The following is a 17,305-nucleotide window of genomic DNA, read 5'->3' on the forward strand; positions in this document are numbered from 1 at the left end:
CAATCGCCTCCCGTTGTACAAGTACAACAGCGGGAGGTGCCTATGTATAAGCTGATATTGGTAGATGACGAAGAAGATGTAAGAGAAGGGGTTAGTCAAGAAATTGACTGGCATAGACACGGGTACGAGGTGGTTGCCAAAGCAGAAAACGGCAGAGAGGCATTGGAGCTGGTTGAGAGGCTGCGACCGGACGTCGTCGTAACCGACATCAAGATGCCCTTTATGAACGGACTTCAGCTGGCGGAGTCCATCGGGCGCGATTACCCTGCCATCCGCATCATTATCTTGACTGGGTTTGATGAGTTCGAGTACGCGCAAAAGGCCGTGAAGCTGCAAATTGACGAATATGTGCTCAAGCCGTTTTCCGCGAGTGAGCTGATGGAAGCGCTGGACAAGGTCAAGCGACGGATGGACGAAGAGGCGGCCCATCGGGAAAACGTTCAGCTGCTGCGCGATAGCTATCGAAAAAGCTTGCCGGTGTTGCGGGAGGTTTTTTTATCATCTTTGCTGAGTCGTCAACTCGTACAGCACGATGTTTTTTCAAAAGCCTGCGAATACGGGATTGAGCTCAGGAGTCCCGAATATCTCGTGGCGGTCATCTGTGTAGACCAGCCCAAGCAGGAGGAGCAGCAGTTGTTTCTTTTTGCTGTGAAAAATATCGCAGAAGAGCAGCTAAACGCAGGCAAACAGGCGGGTATTGTTTTTCTCCATGAAGATCAGGTTGTGCTGCTCATGCGAACAAAAGCAGACGACACGCAGCGAATCGAAGTGCGAGCACAACATATTGCAGAAGAAATCAGGCGAACGATTGAAAAATATATGAGCATTACGGTAACGATCGGAATCGGCAACGCTGTGGCTGATATAACAGCACTCGCTTATTCGTATGAGGACGCCATGCAGGCACTCGATTACAAAAGCATCCTCGGCTGCAACAGGATGATTGTGATCAATGACGTGGAAAAGCAAGCGAGTGAACAGATACGCCTCGATGAGAGAAGGGAGCATGAATTGGTTCGGTGCATCAAAATGGGGACGAGTGCGGAGCTTCGGAACGTGATTGATGAATTGTTTGCTCAAGTGGCGGGTGTACCCGTATCCATTGAGGACTACCGAATTTATTTGTTGGAGATTATGACGACCGTTTTGAAGACTGCCCATCGTGCCGAAGTTGACATGGATCAACTATTTGGCGGGCAACGTTATCTGTTGCAGGTCATGACGACTTTTACTGGTATGGAGGATGCCCGAGAACAGATCACAGATATTTGTGAGCGCCTCATGGCGAGTATCGCAAGCGGACGGCAAACGACGTACAGGCGATTGATCACACAGGCATTGGACTACACCCACGCACATTATCATTCTCCCGACATATCCATCCACAAGGTGTGCGAGCAACTGCACATCAGCCTCGGTTATTTTAGCGGTATTTTCAAGAAAGAGACGAAAACCACCTTTGTGTCCTATCTCCTGTCATTGCGCATGGAAAAGGCCAAGGAGCTTTTGCGGACGACCGATTTGAAGTCCTTTGAAATCGCGGAGAAAGTAGGATATACCGATCCCAATTACTTTAGCTTCAGCTTTCGCAAGTATACAGGCATGTCCGCTAAAGAGTACCGAAGTCAGAGCGAGCAGGAAGGTTAACCGATGAAACGATTGCTTACGGTGATCAAGGTCAAAGGCATTCAATTTATCATTACCACTTCCTTTACACTCGTGACTGTACTCGTCATGCTGTTTGTCGGGGTGATGCTGTACGGAAAATTTGCGCAGACGGCAGAGCAAAACGCCTATCTGCACACACAGCAAATCCTGGAGCAGGTGAAATACAATCTGGACAGCTATTTGAATGGGATGACGCAAATTTTCGAGCTCGTCGATGACAAGATCAGAAGAAGCAAGGGACTCACGGCTGACAAGCTGAGCGAACAGCTGGAGACAATCGTAGAAACGAGAAAGGACATCGTCTCCATCGCGGTTTTTACACGAGACGGAACGTTATTGGCCACAACTCCTTCCAAAGTACTGAGGAAAAACACTCGTTTGACGGAACAGAGCTGGTTCCAAAAGGCGATTGAGGACCCGACGAATCTGAACTTTTCGCTCCCGCATATCCAGAACTTGTTTAAAGGAGAGTACACCTGGGTCGTCTCGATGAGTCGGGAAATTCTTCTCCACGGACCTGATGGAGAAATACCTGCCGTACTTTTAGTCGATGTGAATTTCAAAGAGATCGATGACCTATGCCAGAGAGTGGGCTTGGGGAAAAAGGGGTACGTCTACATCATCGATTTGGTCGGGAACATCGTCTACCATCCGCAGCAGCAGTTGATTTACGCCGGATTGAAAAATGAAAACCGTTCCTTGCCGCTGAAGCATTCCTACGGCAGCTATGTAGAAGAGACGCAGGACGAAACGCGTTTGATCACGATCAAGACCATCGATCAGCTAGGCTGGAAAATCATTGGGGTTTCCTACATGGACGAGATTGTGACGACCAAAAAAGAAATCAGTCGCTTCATTTTTTGGTTGCTCATCTTTGTGATTGTCATGGTGTTGTTCGTGCTGCACTATCTCTCTGCAAAAATATCTCGACCGATCAAGCTGCTGGAGCGGTCCATGGAAAAGGTGGAGCAGGGAGATTTTTCAGAGAGTGAACCGATCCGGGGAAGCCATGAGGTCGAACAGCTTTCCTTGCGTTTTCATCTGATGGTCGCGAAGGTCAGGGAATTGATGCACCAGATCATTCGGGAACAGGAAGCCAAACGAAAAAGCGAGCTGGAGGTGCTACAGGCACAGATCAATCCGCATTTTCTGTACAATACGCTGAACTCTGTGGTCAGAATGGTCGGCAACGGAAAAAACGAGGATGTCATCACCACGATTACTTCGTTGTCAAAGCTGTTTCGGATTAGCCTGAGTAGCGGCAAGAACATTATCACGGTGCGCGAAGAGCTGGAGCATGTGCGACATTATCTCATTATTCAAAAAATGAGGTACAAGCAAAAATTTGAGTACGAGATCGTGGTCGAAAATGAGGATGAGGTACTCAACTGTCTGACGCTGAAGTTACTGCTCCAACCGATTGTGGAAAACGCTATCTACCACGGGATTGAGCATTTGGCTGATCCGGGCCGGATTCGCATATTTGCAGCGCTCATCGACGGTAAGGTGTTACTTCAGGTAAGCGACAATGGCTTGGGCATGTCCCCAGATGTTCTTGCACAAGTAAAGGCTGGCTTTTACAAAAGCGAGGAAGGCTCGGGCGTTGGAATTCAAAACGTGCAAGAGCGCATCCGACTGACCTTTGGCGAACAGTACGGATTGGAAATCGCAAGCGAACAGGAAGAGGGGACCGTTGTGCGTGTATGGATTCCGCGGCAGATTGCAGAGGAGCGAGATCGTTTATGAAGACAGCAGCGGTGAAACGTTTTAGCGGATACGGACTGGTCTTTTTGGTAGCGGTGACGCTTTTTTACTCGTGCAGTGCTTCGCTAACGAATGTGGAAGTAGACAAGAAAAAGACAGTGGCGCTAATCGTCCGTATGAAGCACGGCGATTATTGGCGAACGGTCAAGCTCGGCGCGGAGATGGCTGCCAAGGAATATGAGCGAAACTTGAATTTTTACGCACCGGACTATGAGGAGGATGCTCAGAGGCAAATGGAGCTGGTGCAGCAAGCAATCGCAGATGGCTCCGAGACAATCGTGGTGGCACCTAGTGACGAACAAGTTTTGCGAGAAGCCATCAAGCTGACAAGGGAGCGGGCCATCCCGATCCTTGTACTCGACACAGTCGGAAATGATTCAGCCGTCAAGAGCTACATTGGGACGGATAACTACGATATGGGCAGGAAGGCCTTCGAAAAAATGGTGTACCTGATTGAAAAAAAGGGACAAATCGCATTGCTCGGTACAGATCGGATAAAGGCAAATGCCAAACGAAGAGAACAGGGCGTCCTCGATTTGCTCCCACGGGAAATGCAGGTTGAACTGGTTGCCAACGAAAATGTTCCCTCGGATAAAAAGCAGATCGGTGAGTGGACGCACGAACTGATCCGCAAGCATCCGCAGTTGAAAGGAGTGATTGCACTCGATTCCAGTACAGCGATCGGTGTGGCTGAGGAAATGGAAAACAGTGGATTGCGGGACAAAGTCAAAATCGTCGCTATCGACAGTCCGCCAGAAGTGCTGGAGTATTTGCAGGAAGGAATCATTTCCGCGACGATCATCCAAAAGCCGCTATCGATGGGATATCTAGGCGTCAAGTACGCGGTCGAAGCGAGCAATGGAGAAGCAGTGCCCAGTCTGGTCGACACCGGAACAAAAGTAATCGATCGGGAGAATATGTTCTGGTCGGAGAATCAAAAGCTCCTCTTCCCCTTTGTTAAATAGGCCTCCGAAAAACAGATGAGAATTTTGATAGAAATGCGCAGGATTTTCGATGGAACACATTCTGGAAAACGCTTACATTTGGTGTATATCAGATGTAAATATAGGGGATAAAGGGGGATTATCGAATGAGAAAGCTGATTGCCACTACACTGGTGGCCGCTGTTACGCTCTCGGTGGTTGGATGCTCACAGTCAGGTGGATCGCAGCCAGCAGCGTCGGGGGGTGGATCGGCTCCTGCGGGGAATCCCAAAATTGGGGTCGCCATTTACAAGTTCGATGATACGTTCATGACGGGAGTACGCAATGCGATTTCAAAAGCAGCGGAGGGCAAAGCGGAAGTGGACATTGTAGACAGCCAAAATGCCCAGCCTACGCAAAATGACAAAGTGGATTTGTTCATTAACAAAAAGGTGAATGCCCTCGCCATCAATCCGGTGGATCGCACAGCTGCTGGCGTCCTTATCGACAAGGCGAAGCAGGCCAATATCCCTGTCGTCTTCTTCAACCGTGAGCCGATGCCAGAGGATATGCAGAAGTGGGATAAGGTCTATTACGTGGGAGCAAAAGCGGAGGAATCCGGCACGATCTCGGGGCAGTTGATCGTCGATTACTGGAAGGCAAACCCGGAAGCAGATAAAAACAAGGATGGTGTCCTCCAATACGTCATGTTAAAAGGCGAGCCAGGGCATCAGGATGCTGAGCTGCGGACGAAGTTTTCGGTGAAGGCGATTGAAGACGCAGGGATTAAAGTAGAGAAGGTCGCGGAAGATACGGCCATGTGGGATCGCGTAAAAGGGCAGGAAAAAATGGCAGCCTTCCTCGCAGCTTCCGGTGACAAGATCGAAGCCGTTCTTGCCAACAATGACGATATGGCACTGGGGGCAATTGAAGCGCTGAAGGCATCTGGCTATTTCGCGAATGGTAAGTACATGCCCGTTGTTGGCGTGGATGCCACAGCGCCTGCATTGAAGGAGCTGGAAGCGGGAACCTTGCTCGGAACGGTTCTCAACGATGCGAATAACCAGGGAAAAGCAACGCTTAGCATCGCGGCGTCTTTGGCCAAAGGGGAAACGCCAACAAAAGATTCCACAGGCTTTGACATTACGGACGGCAAGTACGTGTGGGTGCCCTACAAAAAAATCACCAAGGAGAACATGAACGACGCGAAATAAGAAGCAGGAGAGTCGGTGAAGAGACGAATCCGACTCTCCTGTTTCGATGATGGGGATGATTTTGCACAGAGGAGGGCATTCCATGGCCCAGCAGGTGTTTTTGTTGGAAATGAACCACATTCATAAAGAATTTCCAGGGGTCAAGGCACTCGATGATGTCACGCTAAAAGTCCGTCCGGGAACAGTCCATGCACTGATGGGAGAGAATGGAGCAGGCAAATCGACCCTGATGAAGTGTCTCTTCGGAATTTATCGGCCAGATGCGGGAGAAATCGTCTTAAACAATGAGCAGGTGACGATGAGCAGCTCAAAGGACGCGCTGGCACACGGCATCTCCATGATTCATCAAGAGCTGCATCCGGTGCCCTTTCGCAATGTCATGGAAAACATATGGCTAGGACGTTTTCCGGTCAAAAGAATTGGTCCTTTTCCGTTTGTGGATGAGAAAAAAATGCTTTCGGATACGGAGAAGCTGTTTGCTGATCTGGGAATGGACCTGAATCCGCACGCTGTAGTCCGTGACTTGTCTGTATCCAAGGTACAGTCGCTTGAAATTGCGAAAGCGGTCTCCTACCGATCCAAAGTGATTATTATGGACGAACCGACGTCTTCACTGACGGGAAACGAGGTGGAGCAGCTATTTGCGATCATCCGTGAACTGAAGAGCAGAGGTGTCGCTATCATCTATATTTCACACAAGATGGAAGAAATTTTACGGATTGCGGATGACGTGACGATCATGCGCGACGGCAAGCTCATCGGTACATGGCGGGCAGCTGAACTGACGACAGACCTGATCATCTCCAAAATGGTCGGACGGGACCTGACGCAGCGTTTCCCGAGTCGATCCAATACACCCGGGGAACCAATTTTGAAGGTAGAGGGATTGACCTCCCCGTTTTCCCAGTCTTTTCAGCACGTGTCGTTTGAATTGCGCAAAGGTGAAATCTTAGGCGTAGGCGGCCTCGTGGGCGCACAACGAACAGAGCTGATTGAGGCATTGTTTGGACTGCGTGCAGTGTCGGCAGGAAAAGTGTCGATCAACGGTCAGGAGGTACGGATCAAATCACCGAAGGATGCGAAGAAGTACAAAATGGCGCTCTTGACGGAGGAGCGGCGAGTCACCGGCATCATTCCTGTCTTATCGATTCTGGAAAATACGGTCATCGCGAATTTGGCCAGTTACCAAACACCTTTTCTGCTCCTCAATGAGCGCAAGCGTAGGTCAGATGTCAGCCGAAGCATCGAGATGCTCCGCGTCAAGACTCCCTCTATGAAAGCAATGATCAAAAACCTGTCAGGAGGAAATCAGCAAAAGGTTCTGCTAGCGCGGTGGCTTTTGACTGATCCGGATATTTTATTGCTGGACGAACCTACTCGTGGAGTCGATGTCGGCGCCAAATACGAAATCTACACCATCATCGCGAAGCTGGCGAGTCAGGGAAAAGGCATCATCATGATTTCTTCGGAAATGCCGGAGTTGCTTGGCATGTCAGATCGAATCATGGTCATGTGCGAGGGGAAGCTCTCCGGTTTTTTGTCAGGGACAACGGCAACCGAAGAAGAGATCATGCGGCTAGCTACCAAGCATCTAGCATGAGAAAGGAGGGGAACAGGCATGTCTTCGTTGTCTGCTAAACAGGTGCAAGGCTTTGTGACGCAAAATGCCATCTATATCGTTCTGGTTTTGTTGATAGCTGGAATTGCGATTTACGATCCCAATTTTCTTTCCATTACAACGCTTCGGGATATTTTGATGCAATCCTCCACTCGCGCCATTATTGCCTTGGGTGCTGCGTTTGTTCTCATTACAGGCGGAACGGATCTTTCTGCGGGGCGAGTGGTCGGATTGACGGCTGTCATCTCCGCCTCGATGCTGCAAACTCAAGACTACCCGCGGAGGTTTTTCCCGGATTTACCCGATTTGCCGTTGCTTATCCCCATTCTCATTGCAATCGCTGCGGGCTTGCTGGTTGGTCTGATCAACGGCATCATAGTGTCTCGTTTTAGTGTGCCACCTTTTATCGCCACGCTGGGCATGATGGTCATTGTATACGGGTTCAACTCCATCTATTTTGACAGGGAGCCCAATCAATCTCAGCCAATAGCTGGACTGCGGAGTGACTTCAATCAGCTTGGGACAGGGTACATCGGCCCGAGTGGCCCGTATTCGATTCCGTATATCGTCATCATTGCGATCGTGGTTGCGTTCATCGTCTGGGTGATTTTCAACAAAACACGGCTTGGTAAAAACATGTACGCCATCGGAGGCAACATGCAGGCCGCCACTGTTTCCGGGATCAACGTCGCTTTCAACATCATGATGATCTATGCCATTGCGGGTGCCCTGTATGGACTCGGTGGTGTTTTGGAGGCAGCCCGGACAGGTGGGGCGACGAACAACTACGGTAACATGTACGAGCTGGACGCTATTGCCGCCTGTGTGGTAGGTGGAGTCTCGACGTCTGGCGGAATTGGTACCGTTCCAGGTGTGCTTGCGGGTGTCCTTATTTTTGGCGTCATCAACTACGGTCTTACGTTTATTGGAGTCAGCCCGTATTGGCAGCTCATTATCAAAGGACTCATCATTGTGGCAGCCGTTGCTTTTGACATTCGTAAATACTTGGCGAAAAAATAAGAAAACCTTTTTCGAGGCTTGCTCATGGATGAGCGACCGCGTATTGTCGGAATGTTTTCCGTAATATCGGGAGGAAACCCGAAGATGTTTACACTTTCCGATATTATAAAAACGAGACCCCGGATCAGCTGTCAACCAAGGCAGCTTTTTCTGGGGTCTCTGATTGTTTATTTTCGCAACGGTGTGATTTTCATATACGTAAATAATCGCCATACCCACTCAAGTGGCCCCATGCGGAAGACAGACAGCCAGAGTACGCTTACTACCATTTGCACCACGTAGATACCGAGGCAGATCAGGGTCGTTTGCAGATAGCCGAGATTGCCAAACCAATCGAACACATAGCCTCCCACAAGGATCAATACGGTTTGTCCGACGTAGTTTGTCAATGCCATGCGCCCATAGCTGGTCAGCGGAGAGAGGATGGTCTGGACGGTTTTATTTTGCAGCAGCCGAATCAGAGTCGTCGTGTAAAAGGCAGCCATGACAAGACCAGTGGAGGTCAAGGCAATCGTGTAGTTCATCAACTGCTGGAGGGTTTCTTCTGACACGGTATCGTCTACAACCAGATTCACGCCACTCATTGCCAGATCAGCTGGAGTGAGTCGGTATTGGATAAACAAGCCGATTAACGAAAGGACGAAGGTCACGCCCTGCACTTTTTTAATCACGGGTAAAAATTTAGGAATATCTTGAAAGACCCCGTATTGCCCGACAGCGAGTCCCAAAATAAATAAGGGAAGCACCAAAAGCGCTTTAAAGCCAATAGAGCAGACAAGGATAGACAGAATAAGGCCGATGATCAGATTGGTTCGCGCCTTCAATCGATAAAAGGGCAGTAAGATGAAGCCGAAAATAGCGTAGATGAAAAGTGCTTCACCAGGGTGAAACATTTTATGCACAAAGCCAAGAGCGAGTAGGGCAATCAGACGCCGAATGAACAAAACGGTGCTATTGGCCCCTTTTTCTTTTGCTCGACTGATGAAAATATAGAAGCCTACGCCAAACAAGAAGGAGAAGATCACGAAGAAGCGAGATTCCACAAAGAAATTGAAAAACTGGAACAGCCAGTGGTCTACACTTCCTAGCTCAGGTGTTTGCGCATACAGCAATGCCACGATGTTAACGAGGAGAATGCCCATTAAGGCGAAGCCCCGTACAGTATCTAATGTATCAATTCGTTGGTTCAACGTAGGTGCGTTTTCTTTCAATCCCATCACTTCCTTCTCTTGTTGTTCGTCGCCTGATCGCGCACTTCTCCTATCCTAGCTCAACCGGGGATGGAGGGACATGGCATTTGCTTACGTCTCGCTTACAAAAGTGTAAGAAGTGAGGGGGGCTCCCGTATTCGACCGCAACTTCATCTCAAATTCCTGCGTCTATTGTAATAATCAGGAAGTTGGGGTGCGCAATGAAACCAATCGCACGGGGAAAGTGGCGTCTGGCAGCGGGTATGGCCTATTTTCGTTGGAAAAGGTATGTACAATGGACATTTGGTCGAACGAGGTTCGCTCATGAGAAAAGAAGCGAATGGTTGCGCTATGTCCATTATTCTCATCAAACGATTTTGTTACGCCCATTGCAGAACGTGGAAATGTGGATGCAGCATAACAAAGTGATCAATTTGCGGCTGGCCATTGCACGACTGAACGGATTGATCATCCATCCGGGGGAAACCTTTTCGTATTGGAAGCAGATTGGTAAGCCGACCCGAAGCAAAGGCTATGTAGAGGGAATGCTGCTCTCGCAGGGACGCGTCACGGCCGGAGTTGGCGGAGGGCTTTGTCAGCTCTCGAATCTGCTGTACTGGATGACCCTGCATACACCGTTGACAGTGACGGAACGACATCGTCATAGCTTCGATGTTTTTCCTGATTCGCATCGGACACAGCCGTTCGGGAGTGGAGCGACTTGTTTCTATAACTATCTGGATTTGCAAATCGCCAACCAGACGCAACAGCCCTTTCAACTGCATGTCTACCTGACCGATACACATTTGGTAGGGGAATGGCGTTCCGACATGCCACCGACACGGACGTATGTCATTATTGAGAAAGAACATGAGATCCTTCCTTCGATTTGGGGAGGGTATGAACGGAAAAATGAATTGTATCGAGATGTCTACACGCTGGAAGGAGAACGGGTGGAGCAAGAATGGCTGACGGAGAATCGGGCTTATTTGATGTACGAGCCATTGCTACCGAGAGGATGATGTTTCCTGTTCGGGATACGAACTGGAACTCCACTGCGATCTGTGCGAAAATAGGAACATATGCTTTCGTCTAGGGAACGTGGAAAGGTGGATTTATACATATGTCTTTTGCAGATCGTATCACAGCTGGACTAAACCCCGAGCAGCGGGAAGCAGTCCTTACAACAGAAGGTCCCGTCTTGATTTTGGCCGGTGCGGGTAGCGGCAAGACTAAGGTACTGACACAGCGTATCGCATACCTGATTAGTGCCAAGCAGGTAGCGCCTTGGAGCATTTTGGCGATCACCTTCACCAACAAAGCAGCGCGGGAGATGCAAAACCGTGTGGCTGCCATTATTGGCGGAGCGGCAGCGCAGGATGCATGGCTGTCGACGTTTCACTCCTTGTGTGTGCGGATTTTGCGCAGAGATATCGACCGACTCGGCATCAATCGCAGCTTTTCCATTTTGGATGCGGGTGACCAGTTGTCTGTCGTCAAGCAATGTTTAAAAGAGTTGAACATCGATCCGAAGCAGTATGAGCCGCGTTCGATTTTGGCTGCGATCAGCGGAGCGAAAAACGAGCTGACCGATCCAGAAACCTATACGCGTCTTGCGGGCGATCCATTTGCACAAGTGGCAGCAAAGGTTTACACGGCCTATCAGAAAAAGCTGAGAAACAACCAATCGTTGGACTTCGACGATCTGATCATGACGACAGTTCGTCTGTTTAAAGAAGTGCCGGAAGTATTGGAGTTTTATCAAAAGAAATTCCGCTATATACACGTTGACGAGTATCAGGATACAAACCGGGCGCAATACCTTTTGATTTCCATGCTGGCAGACAAGCACCGAAATGTTTGCTGCGTGGGGGATGCTGACCAAAGTATTTATAAATGGCGCGGTGCCGATATCTCGATCATTTTAAACTTTGAAAAAGACTATCCCGAAGCCAAGCTCATCAAGCTCGAGCAAAACTATCGCTCCACCAAAACGATTTTGCAGGCAGCAAACCAGGTTATTGCCAACAACAAGCTGCGCAAAGAAAAGAAACTCTGGACCGAGAATCCGGGCGGCGACAAGATCATGTGCTTCCAGGGTGATTCCGAGCACGACGAGGCGTACTTTATCGTCGATACGATTCGCAAGCAGATGGCACAGTACAAGAGCTACGACAAATTCGCGATCCTGTATCGGACGAATGCCCAGTCTCGTGTGGTCGAGGAAGTTTTCATCAAATCGAACATGCCGTACACCATCGTCGGCGGAACCAAGTTCTACGATCGCAAAGAGATCAAGGACATCTTGGCTTATTTGCGTCTCATCTCCAATCCGGATGACGATATCAGCTTGCAGCGCATTATCAACGTACCGAAGCGAAATATCGGGGATACGACAGTAGACAAGCTGCAAGCGTATGCGAACGCAAATGGTCAGTCCCTTTTCCAAGCGATTCAGGAGACGGCTTACATGGGGCTGCCTTCGCGCACGACGAATGCGATCCTGTCCTTTAATGATCTTATCTCGAATTTGATGCAAATGACCGATTACTTGAGTGTGACAGAGCTGGTGGAAGAAGTGCTGAAGCGTTCTGGATACCGCGATTCTTTAAAAGAAGAGAAAACGCTGGAAGCACAGGCACGTCTGGAGAATATCGAGGAGTTCCTGTCTGTAACCCAGGAGTTCGAGCGCAAAAATGAAGACAAGAGCTTGCTTGCGTTCCTGACAGACCTCGCGCTGGTAGCAGACATCGATTCCTTGGGAGATGACGGTGCCCAGGAGGAAGTATCGGCAGAGGGACAGGTTGTATTAATGACCTTGCACAGCGCCAAGGGACTGGAGTTCCCTGTGGTGTTTCTGGTAGGTTGCGAGGAAGGTGTCTTCCCGCATAGCCGCTCTTTGTTTGACGATGCCGAGATGGAGGAAGAACGCCGTCTGGCTTACGTGGGAATTACACGGGCGGAGGAACGTCTTTACATGACATGTGCCCGTATGCGGACGTTGTTTGGACGGACGAATGTGAATGCACCATCTCGCTTCCTGCAAGAAATTCCGGCTGAGCTGTTGGAAGGAAATCCAGCGACAGCGGACCGAGGCTTCTCCGGCGGTGGACGCAGTAGTGCATTTGGACAGCGGGATGGCAGTGCATTCGGACGTGACACGGGAGCGAGACCGTTTGGAGCGTCCTCCTCACAAGCCGGCTCTGCTCCGAAATTTGGCACGGGTCAACGGACCGCAAGCAGCACACCTGCTACGTTTACTCGTCCGGCGGGTGAAAAACTGCCTGGACACGGTCAAGGAGCAAGTGTTGATTGGAAGGTTGGCGATAGAGTGGCACATGGCAAATGGGGCAACGGTACAGTCGTCAAAGTAAAAGGAACAGGCGACGACATGGAGCTCGACATTGCTTTCCCAAGCCCGACTGGCATTAAAAAGCTTTTAGCGAAGTTCGCCCCTATTCAAAAAGGATAATGTGCAAATACAGCCAATCGCAAAAAGGTAGTTCAAAAAGTCGTCTTTTGATCACGAAGCAATCCGGGAAGCTTATTCGCATCGATAATGGCGTTCACCTTCGAAGTCCGGTGCTCATGTAGGTACCTACACTCCGCTCCTCCTTCGTGCGGTTCTCGCCATTATCTCGGTGCTGAAAAGCCAACTTTTTGAACAGGTATGAGTATGAAAGGATGAACGAAATGGATCGATTGACGGCGGAAACAAAAATTAAAGAATTAGCGAAACGAATTGAGCGGCATAATCGTCTTTACCATGAAGAGGATCGACCTGAGATTTCTGACCAGGAATACGATCAATTGATGCGGGAGCTAAGGGAGCTTGAAACCAGCTTTCCTGATTTGCAGTCACCTGATTCTCCTTCCTTGCGTGTAGGGGGAGAGCCGCTGCCCTTTTTTGAAAAGGTCGTTCATAAGACACCGATGCTCAGTCTCGGCAACGCTTTTAATGAGGAGGACATCAGGGATTTTGACCGCCGGGTGCGTCAGGCCGTTGGCAGTCAGGCTGTCCGATATGTAGCTGAACTAAAAATCGATGGTCTGGCCGTGTCGCTTCATTATGAAAATGGGCTGTTCGTCCGCGGGGCTACTCGTGGAGACGGAACAACAGGCGAAGACATCACACAAAACCTGAAAACGATTCGTTCCATTCCTTTGCGGCTGACGAAGCCGTTAACCCTTGAGGTTCGCGGTGAAGCTTACATGTCCAAGGGCGCATTTGAAAAGCTGAACAAAGAGCGCGAGGAGCGTGGAGAAGCGCTATTTGCCAACCCGCGCAATTCCGCTGCAGGCTCGCTCCGTCAGCTTGATCCAAAAATTGCCGCATCCCGTCAACTCGATACGTTTATTTACGGCATTGGCGATTTGCAAGGGGAGACAGTGGAATCGCACAGTGAAGGGCTTGATTTGCTGGAGACGCTCGGCTTCATGGTGAATCAGGAGCGACGTGTATTTGACGACGTCGATGAACTGCTCGCTTTTATTGCGGGCTGGACAGAAAAGCGTCCTCATTTGCCTTATGAAATCGATGGCATGGTGATCAAGGTCGACAGTTACGCTCAGCAGGAGGAGCTTGGTTTTACTGCGAAAAGTCCGCGTTGGGCTATCGCATACAAGTTCCCTGCCGAAGAAGCGGTTACGATTCTAGAAGGGATTGAAGTATCTGTGGGGCGTACAGGGAATGTCACCCCGACTGCTTTATTGAAGCCAGTCAGCTTGGCAGGTACGACCGTGAAGCGCGCTTCCTTGCACAACGAAGACATTATTCGGGAAAAAGGCCTCCTTATCGGCGATCATGTTGTCGTCAAAAAAGCGGGGGACATTATCCCGGAAATTATCGCAGTCTTGCCAGAGCGTCGTACTGGAAATGAAGTGCCATTTGCCATGCCAACGCATTGTCCTGAATGCGGGAGTGAGCTGGTACGCTTGGAGGAAGAAGTGGCTCTGCGTTGCATTAATCCAATGTGTCCGGCCCTAATCCGTGAAGGCATGATTCATTTCGTGTCCCGTACGGCTATGAACATTGACGGCTTGGGAGAAAAGGTCGTGGCCCAGCTGTATCGCGACGGTATCATCCACAGTGTCGCTGACTTGTATTATTTGCACCAGCAGCGCGATGCTCTATTGGGCATGGAGCGCATGGGTGAAAAGTCCGTAGATAATTTGCTTGCGGCTATTGAAGCGAGCAAGGAGAACTCGCTGGAGCGCGTATTGTTCGGTCTTGGCATTCGTTTGGTCGGAGCCAAGGCGGCACGTGTTCTCGCGGAGCATTTTGGCAATATCGATACCATTATGCAGGCTTCTGAAGAAGAGATTACGCAAATCGATGAGATCGGGCCGAAAATGGCTGCGAGTCTTGTGAACTACTTCGCACAGCCGCAGGCTCAGGCAGTTATTGAGAGACTGCGAGCGGCCGGAGTAAACATGGAGTACAAAGGAATCCGCATTGAGAGTGGCGCAGACCTCCCATTCTCAGGCAAAACAATTGTTTTGACCGGTACCTTGACGCAAATGTCGCGGCAGGAGGCAGAGGAAGCGATTGCGCGCTTGGGTGGCAAGGTAACAGGCAGCGTCAGCAAAAAGACAGACCTGGTGATTGCAGGTGAAAAAGCCGGCTCCAAGCTGGAGAAGGCAGAAAAACTAGGCGTGGCTGTTATGGACGAAGCAGGCTTCCTGCAAGTATTGGAGAGCAACGCCTAAGAAAACGGTGGCGACAACGGATGAGTAAGGGAAGGGACGTGAAGAGCATGAATAGCTTCCTGAAATGGGGAATCGGTGTAGTAGCCATGCTGCAATTGGTTGGCTGTGGAAATAACAGCAGTACTGGCAGTAAAGAAATCAATGCGAATCCTCCGACAGTTACAGCTGCTGCTCTACAAGGGAACTTGACCTATCAGGACGTATTGGAACTGGGAGCAACCATTCACAATCTGATGATGACCGATGACGCTCGTCAAGTATGGGTTGGTACGAATGCAGGGTTGTATAGCTCAACTGGCGGTGGAACGTGGGGATCTCTCTCGACAGATTTAGAGCAGTATGCGATTGAAGGATGGTTTGTGGACCCGGATGATCCGAAGCGAATATTTGTCGGTGGAATTGATGGGGTTCTTCATTCAACAGATGGTGGTAAAAAGTGGACTTCAGTCAACAAGGGGTTACCAGAGCCAGCGAATATCACCAGCTTTGTGGGGAATCGCCGAGGAGACGAAGTACGTCTGTTTGCCTTTGTCTCGGGTGAAGGCATTTATCAATCGACAGACGGGGCCCAATCTTGGAGTCTGTGGCAGCCAATGGACCAGGAAGTATTTGCCATGGACTTTGATCCCGAACAAGACCGACTCTATGTAGCGGCCCAATTCAGCTTGCTCTATAATGAAGAGGGGCAGTGGAAGACAGAGGAGATTCCCGGAGCACAGCAGATCTATTCGCTCGCTATTAACAGACGAACCGGTACTCTCGCTGTCGCAACCGAAAAAGGTATCTATGAGAAAATCAAGGGCGAATGGCGTTTGCTGGATGCTCGTTCACCAGAAAAGCTGATTGTCATTGCTTCAGGTGGCGAGGATACAAAATGGGTGGGAATTGGCGAATCGGCATTGATCTACAAGCTCGAAGACAATCGATGGATCAAGTGGAACGAATGATTTGTACATCGCCCACCTTTGGATACGAAAAGGAGTAATCTATGAAAGTGAAGTTTTTGGCAGGATGCAGGTTCTTGACAGCTGTACTTCTTGTGATGGCATTGACTGGATGCTCGCTGATACCTGGGGGCAAGGACAAAGCTCCTGAGCCTACTACACCGTCCTTGTCGGAGGTAGTGGAAGTATCCGAGGATTACTACGGAAGCATTACCCCGTACAAGCAAAACCAGACACGAGGAATGCTTGCTGATACGAAATATCGCGTCGATTTCAGTCACCTTGAATTAGGCTTGATGGAGTTTGCCCGGGAGACATACCCGACGTCCGATTATTATTTCCAAGAAGGTCAAGTGATAAAAAAAGAGCAAGTTACCCAGTGGATTGCACAGGAAAAGACGGCTGGGGCCAACGGGAAAAAGAAAAACGGAATTCTCGTGCACGTATTGGAGCATGATTATCTGAGCAAGAAGGATAAGAGCCTTGCTGGCATGGTGTTGGGCTTGTCGCTTTCGCCGAATTATCAGGATGCAACCGGTCAGGACAAGGTGTACACGGCACAAGAACTACAAGCAAAAGGTCAGCAGGTTGCAGCTCGTATCGTGCAGTCTGTACGTGCAACAAATCCGGAAGTTCCGATCCTGATTTTGATGTATCAAGTACCGGAAGTGAATTCTACTCTGGTGCCGGGGCACTTCATCATGTCAGGAACAGTAGGGGCGAATGAAGCAACGATATCCAAGTGGCTGCCGATCGAAGAGGAATATTTCCTGTTCCCGAGTTCAGAGGTTGAACAGAAATACCCAGAGCAGTCGTTGCAGTACGACAAGCTCATGCGTCAATCCAAGGGCTATTTCCCTGAATATATCGGAATGACTGGTCTGGGACGTTTCATGGACGGCAAGCTCACTGAGATTACGATTACCGCCACTGCAGAGTATGACTCCAGAACAGAGGCATTGCAGTTTACGCAATTTGCTGCAGGAAGCATCAATCAGCTCTTCGACAAAAGCGTTCACGTCAACCTGTATGTACAGTCGATGAACAAACCATTGTCGATCTACATTCGACCGACAAGTGGAGAGCCGTATATGCATATTTACAGACAATAAGGAAAAGCATAAAACACCCGAATGATCAGGTCGGGTGTTTTTTTGTACACAAAAAATAACGAGTTGAACAAATGTGTGAAATGTTGAACGATGTGTGAACAAAAGTGTTCGAGATACTTCTTGAATCTTGTCGGTGATTTTTC

At 49.6% G+C, this 17,305-nt stretch carries 12 protein-coding genes; 11 read left to right on the forward strand and 1 reads right to left on the reverse strand.

All coding sequences use genetic code 11. The features are described 5' to 3' along the window. Window positions 1-42 precede the first annotated feature (42 nt). The 6 genes from HP570_RS20165 to mglC all read left to right on the forward strand — a co-directional run bounded on the left by HP570_RS20165 (window position 43) and on the right by mglC (window position 8,207). Window positions 43-1,647, forward strand: a complete 1,605-nt coding sequence (locus HP570_RS20165) for a response regulator (RefSeq protein WP_173626897.1) — start codon at window positions 43-45, stop codon at window positions 1,645-1,647. A gap of 3 nt (window positions 1,648-1,650) precedes the next feature. After that, window positions 1,651-3,414, forward strand: coding sequence for a cache domain-containing sensor histidine kinase (locus HP570_RS20170; RefSeq protein WP_173626898.1), 1,764 nt, complete (start codon window positions 1,651-1,653; stop codon window positions 3,412-3,414). After that, window positions 3,411-4,397, forward strand: a complete 987-nt coding sequence (locus tag HP570_RS20175; RefSeq protein WP_173626899.1) for a substrate-binding domain-containing protein — start codon at window positions 3,411-3,413, stop codon at window positions 4,395-4,397. Before HP570_RS20170 ends, HP570_RS20175 begins: the two co-directional genes overlap by 4 nt. 125 nt (window positions 4,398-4,522) lie before the next feature. Next, window positions 4,523-5,569 (forward strand): galactose ABC transporter substrate-binding protein, encoded by a 1,047-nt coding sequence (locus tag HP570_RS20180; protein ID WP_012684421.1) that lies wholly within the window; start codon window positions 4,523-4,525, stop codon window positions 5,567-5,569. A gap of 82 nt (window positions 5,570-5,651) precedes the next feature. Further along, window positions 5,652-7,169 carry a sugar ABC transporter ATP-binding protein gene (locus tag HP570_RS20185; protein ID WP_173626900.1) on the forward strand — a complete coding sequence of 506 codons (1,518 nt, stop codon included), beginning with the start codon at window positions 5,652-5,654 and terminating at the stop codon, window positions 7,167-7,169. An 18-nt stretch (window positions 7,170-7,187) separates the two neighbouring features. Next, window positions 7,188-8,207, forward strand: a complete 1,020-nt coding sequence (gene mglC / locus HP570_RS20190) for a galactose/methyl galactoside ABC transporter permease MglC (RefSeq protein WP_173626901.1) — start codon at window positions 7,188-7,190, stop codon at window positions 8,205-8,207. Between the two features lie 167 nt (window positions 8,208-8,374). On the opposite strand, the gene HP570_RS20195 is transcribed toward mglC, so the two are convergent. Continuing rightward, window positions 8,375-9,424 carry a DUF418 domain-containing protein gene (locus tag HP570_RS20195; RefSeq protein ID WP_173626902.1) on the reverse strand — a complete coding sequence of 350 codons (1,050 nt, stop codon included), beginning with the start codon at window positions 9,422-9,424 and terminating at the stop codon, window positions 8,375-8,377. A 194-nt stretch (window positions 9,425-9,618) separates the two neighbouring features. Between HP570_RS20195 and HP570_RS20200 the strand changes: the two genes are divergently transcribed. The 5 genes from HP570_RS20200 to HP570_RS20220 all read left to right on the forward strand — a co-directional run bounded on the left by HP570_RS20200 (window position 9,619) and on the right by HP570_RS20220 (window position 17,162). After that, a complete protein-coding gene (locus HP570_RS20200; protein WP_173626903.1) occupies window positions 9,619-10,419 on the forward strand; it encodes a VanW family protein in 801 nt (266 codons plus the stop codon). 101 nt (window positions 10,420-10,520) lie between these two features. Continuing rightward, window positions 10,521-12,869, forward strand: a complete 2,349-nt coding sequence (gene pcrA, locus HP570_RS20205; RefSeq protein ID WP_173626904.1) for a DNA helicase PcrA — start codon at window positions 10,521-10,523, stop codon at window positions 12,867-12,869. A gap of 221 nt (window positions 12,870-13,090) precedes the next feature. After that, window positions 13,091-15,106, forward strand: a complete 2,016-nt coding sequence (gene ligA / locus HP570_RS20210) for an NAD-dependent DNA ligase LigA (RefSeq protein ID WP_172141804.1) — start codon at window positions 13,091-13,093, stop codon at window positions 15,104-15,106. Window positions 15,107-15,126: 20 nt separating this feature from the next. Continuing rightward, entirely contained in the window at window positions 15,127-16,053 is a 927-nt protein-coding gene (locus HP570_RS20215) for a WD40/YVTN/BNR-like repeat-containing protein (RefSeq protein WP_173626905.1), read from the forward strand. 41 nt (window positions 16,054-16,094) lie between these two features. Continuing rightward, window positions 16,095-17,162 carry a CamS family sex pheromone protein gene (locus HP570_RS20220; RefSeq protein ID WP_012684429.1) on the forward strand — a complete coding sequence of 356 codons (1,068 nt, stop codon included), beginning with the start codon at window positions 16,095-16,097 and terminating at the stop codon, window positions 17,160-17,162. Window positions 17,163-17,305 lie beyond the last annotated feature (143 nt).

The organism is Brevibacillus sp. RS1.1, from assembly GCF_013284365.1.
In the GTDB taxonomy this organism is placed as follows: Bacteria; Bacillota; Bacilli; order Brevibacillales; family Brevibacillaceae; genus Brevibacillus; species Brevibacillus brevis_D.